Genomic DNA, 3215 nt, shown 5'->3' with positions numbered 1-3215 from the left:
TAAGGAAATATTAAGTTTGGTGATGAGCAACGGCAGGATCGGTGCTAAAAATGAAGTATAAACATCATGCAGCAAGTGAGAAAAGGAAATTATCAGGACATTTCCGGATTGAAATTTTTTTTTTTTCATTTTTTCCTAAAACCTATTCATGATCTTCCAAATAAGCAGCGAAGAAATTATTATTAGTAAATTTAATATAATTGTGAGATTCCAGCCGAAAAAAACGATCATCATCGGAAGCAAAGGAATTTTGATAGCGCGTGTGTATAAAAAGACAGCAGATAAACCTTTACTCATCCCTTTTTTCTGCAGTTCGCTGATCAGTGAATACCAGACATAAGGAGGTCCGTGTGAGATAATTCCGCCTGTTGTGGCAATCAACCATCCTTTCAATCCGGCATTTTTGCTCAATTGTTTCGTTATTTTTTTTGGATTAAGAAAATAATTTATGATTGCAGTTAAAACAACAACTGCGACTAATATTAAAATAACTGAAGAAAATATCCGTCCGGATATTTTCACAGATTGATAAAAACCTTGGGGAGCAACAAAAAAAAGTAGCAGATAAACAAAGAGAACTGTGATTAAAAAATATAATCCTGAAATTTTGTTTCTTTCTTTTTTCATGAAATTACTCCAATGATTACAGAACCGATACCTGCAATTAGAATAGAAAAAATGAAACTTAAAAAATTACGGGTGAAAGCAAATTTCTTTCCCAACATAGAGATTTCATAAGGAAGCTGAACAATTCCTACAGTTACCCAGCAAATTAGAAAAGCAATGATCGCATATAGACTAACTCCATCTGCGAGAAGTTGTTCACCAATGATATAGCTATTGATGGGATTACCAGCAGTAATACTACCGACTACAGAACCGATAAGAGTATCAAATATAACATTCCCGCTGAAAATTTTATGGATGGTCTCCACAGATACAAAAGTTTTAAACAATCCCAAGCATAAAATTATTCCGATCAATATAGGTAATGTCATAGCAACACCTTTTGCTGTTTGAAATAAGGTCGTAACGAAATTTTTCTTTTTCATCTCTCTTTCACTTCAAAAATATTACCTGAACCGTCTTTAATAAAAACAATATCATAATTTTTTCGGGGGATTATCAAGCAAGAATAATTATCTTTTTTTGCTTTTTCGATTAATTTTTTGCGAGAAAGAACACTTATACAAAGATGATCATAACTTGCAGAACCGGGATTTTGAGTAATGAACAATTCTAAAATCAAGTCATCTTTCTGCATCATATAAACATCGGTTTCCTTGTTAATTTTGAAAATCTCGTTAGATAATTCTTTGTCTAATTTAAACTGTTTTATGATCTCCATTCCGAGGATATCTTGATAGAAATTCTCGATTTCAGAGACTTCGTTGATTACTATTCCAATGTGATTCAGCATTTTAATTCCTTTTTATAATTCAGTGGTACACGAGTCCTCTCGTGTATTACCGTCAGGGACTGACGGGCTACTGACATTTCTCCCTTTCAGGACAATATCATTTTCCCGAACTCCAATATTTCTCGCAATAACCGGACATTTCGCTTTCAAAAGGAAAAAGACGGACCTTTCTACTCCAGATAATCCTTCGTAATTTCCCTGTCCTTTACTAATGATCAAATCAGCGTCATTAAATTTTTGGATGAATTCCTGATTACAAAGTTCGAGAATAGTTCCTGGAGCAGTTGTTCCCGAAGAAATTATTGTTGCTACTTTATCGATTCCAATCCGTCTCGCTTCTTTGATGGTTATATCGTTTATTATAGGAATTTCCCGAACTACAAAAGTTACCGGTTTTCCCAATTCCTCGATGAGGATTTTATCAAAAACTGCTTCTCCAGCATTATCTCCAATATAAAGAATTTCTTTTGCTTTATATAATTCCTGCTTAAAATATTCGTAATCAAGAACAGCAAATTCCTGATGCAGGATTTTCTCAATTTCTTCGACCAGATCAAATTCCCTATTCACACCCAGATCGATCACATTTCCGGCAACAGCAAGTCGGATCGCAGTTAATAATCTATCGTCTGATCTTTTCACTATTTTTTTCAGTTCAGGATAAAGTTGTAAAGCATGAGCGATATTTTTTTCTTTTATCGCTTTGTAGGGATCATTATTTCCAGTAATTTCGCTGATCTTTCGATAAATTATCGCTCCGGTTTCAGGAGGAGTATTTTCCATCGGAATTTCTTTGATCATTGCTCCCACTTCATCTAACAATTCTTTTATTTTTGTTTCATCGTTGGTAGCAATGCGTCCTGCCCTTAAAGCCTGATTCAGAAAACAAGGCAGACAATCAAGATAAGTTTTCATCAATTTCTCCTATTTACCTTGAAAAAGCTTATAAGTATTTCTCATCTTGCTAAACTTTTTCAATGGTTTCCAACATCTCGTATTCAACCGTTGAAAAGGTTCATCTGTAAGAATTCCTCTGTCGGCAAACCGTTTTCAAGGTTATTTCGTTACACTACCGGAAGATCCTTTTTTCACCATATTTCAGGAAATCTCGGGTGCCGCCGTCATTCCTGATAATTTCCAAAATGCGATCATCAAATTTCCGGAAAGTAGAACCAAAGATCATTTTAATATTTCTATATTGGAAAATTTCTGTAGTCATAATCGAGGAAGGTCCGAGCATAAAAATTTCGCAATTTTGTTGAGTATTATTTACAATATCCAAAAAAGTTAAATTAAAAATTGAGGTAGCTGTTAAAATTACTGCATCTGCTTTTTGCAGATGTTGTTTTTGTTCGGAATTTGAAGTGATAGACGAATCCGATTTTCTATGATCGAAAACAGTGAGAGAAATATTTTTTTCCTGGAATTTCTTAACAATCGGTTTAAACAGACCGATCATAACGATTTGTTTGTATTTTCTAAAATCGATCTTCTCGAAAATATCTCCATTCTCATTATAATTTTCATGATAATTCAAGAAAGCAGTGAAATATGCATTTAAAACAATTCGATGCGAAAAGTTATGCAGATCGATATTTACATATTTATCGATTTGAGGATCTATCTTATTTCCCAGATTGGCACAAACTCCAATATTGCCGTTGGTCAACAAAACCGCTGTATATTTAATTCCGGCAACTATTTTTTTGATATTACCGGTTTTGAAACCATACTTTTTCAATAACAGTTCCAAAGGTTCAGTCATATTTTTCTGATCATAATATCTATCTTTTAC

At 33.6% G+C, this 3215-nt stretch carries 6 protein-coding genes; all 6 read right to left on the bottom strand.

What is annotated here, in order from left to right:
• Window positions 1–129 (bottom strand): MFS transporter (locus ENL20_05255; protein ID HHE37964.1); only part of this gene is annotated, 129 nt, incomplete at its 3' end.
• Between the two features lie 6 nt (window positions 130–135).
• On the bottom strand, window positions 136–627 hold the full coding sequence (locus ENL20_05250) for a permease (protein ID HHE37963.1): 492 nt from the start codon (window positions 625–627) through the stop codon (window positions 136–138).
• Complete coding sequence (locus ENL20_05245; protein HHE37962.1) at window positions 624–1052, bottom strand: hypothetical protein; 429 nt, start codon at window positions 1050–1052, stop codon at window positions 624–626. The genes ENL20_05250 and ENL20_05245 overlap by 4 nt, the downstream gene beginning before the upstream one ends.
• Complete coding sequence (locus ENL20_05240; GenBank protein ID HHE37961.1) at window positions 1049–1420, bottom strand: VOC family protein; 372 nt, start codon at window positions 1418–1420, stop codon at window positions 1049–1051. Before ENL20_05240 ends, ENL20_05245 begins: the two co-directional genes overlap by 4 nt.
• A gap of 12 nt (window positions 1421–1432) precedes the next feature.
• Window positions 1433–2335 carry a DUF89 family protein gene (locus tag ENL20_05235; GenBank protein HHE37960.1) on the bottom strand — a complete coding sequence of 301 codons (903 nt, stop codon included), beginning with the start codon at window positions 2333–2335 and terminating at the stop codon, window positions 1433–1435.
• A gap of 154 nt (window positions 2336–2489) precedes the next feature.
• Window positions 2490–3215, bottom strand: a 726-nt coding sequence (locus ENL20_05230) for a hypothetical protein (GenBank protein ID HHE37959.1), incomplete at its 5' end; no start/stop codon positions are given.

Source organism: Candidatus Cloacimonadota bacterium, assembly GCA_011372345.1.
Taxonomy (GTDB): domain Bacteria; phylum Cloacimonadota; class Cloacimonadia; order Cloacimonadales; family TCS61; genus DRTC01.
This window is presented reverse-complemented; position numbering and strand designations above follow the sequence as displayed.

What these genes read in the sequence shown, in the direction of transcription:
- ENL20_05240 (HHE37961.1), bottom strand. Translation starts at nt 1,420, where the DNA reads ATGCTGAATCACATTGGAATAGTAATCAACGAAGTCTCTGAAATCGAG.
- ENL20_05235 (HHE37960.1), bottom strand. Translation starts at nt 2,335, where the DNA reads ATGAAAACTTATCTTGATTGTCTGCCTTGTTTTCTGAATCAGGCTTTA.
- ENL20_05245 (HHE37962.1), bottom strand. Translation starts at nt 1,052, where the DNA reads ATGAAAAAGAAAAATTTCGTTACGACCTTATTTCAAACAGCAAAAGGT.
- ENL20_05250 (HHE37963.1), bottom strand. Translation starts at nt 627, where the DNA reads ATGAAAAAAGAAAGAAACAAAATTTCAGGATTATATTTTTTAATCACA.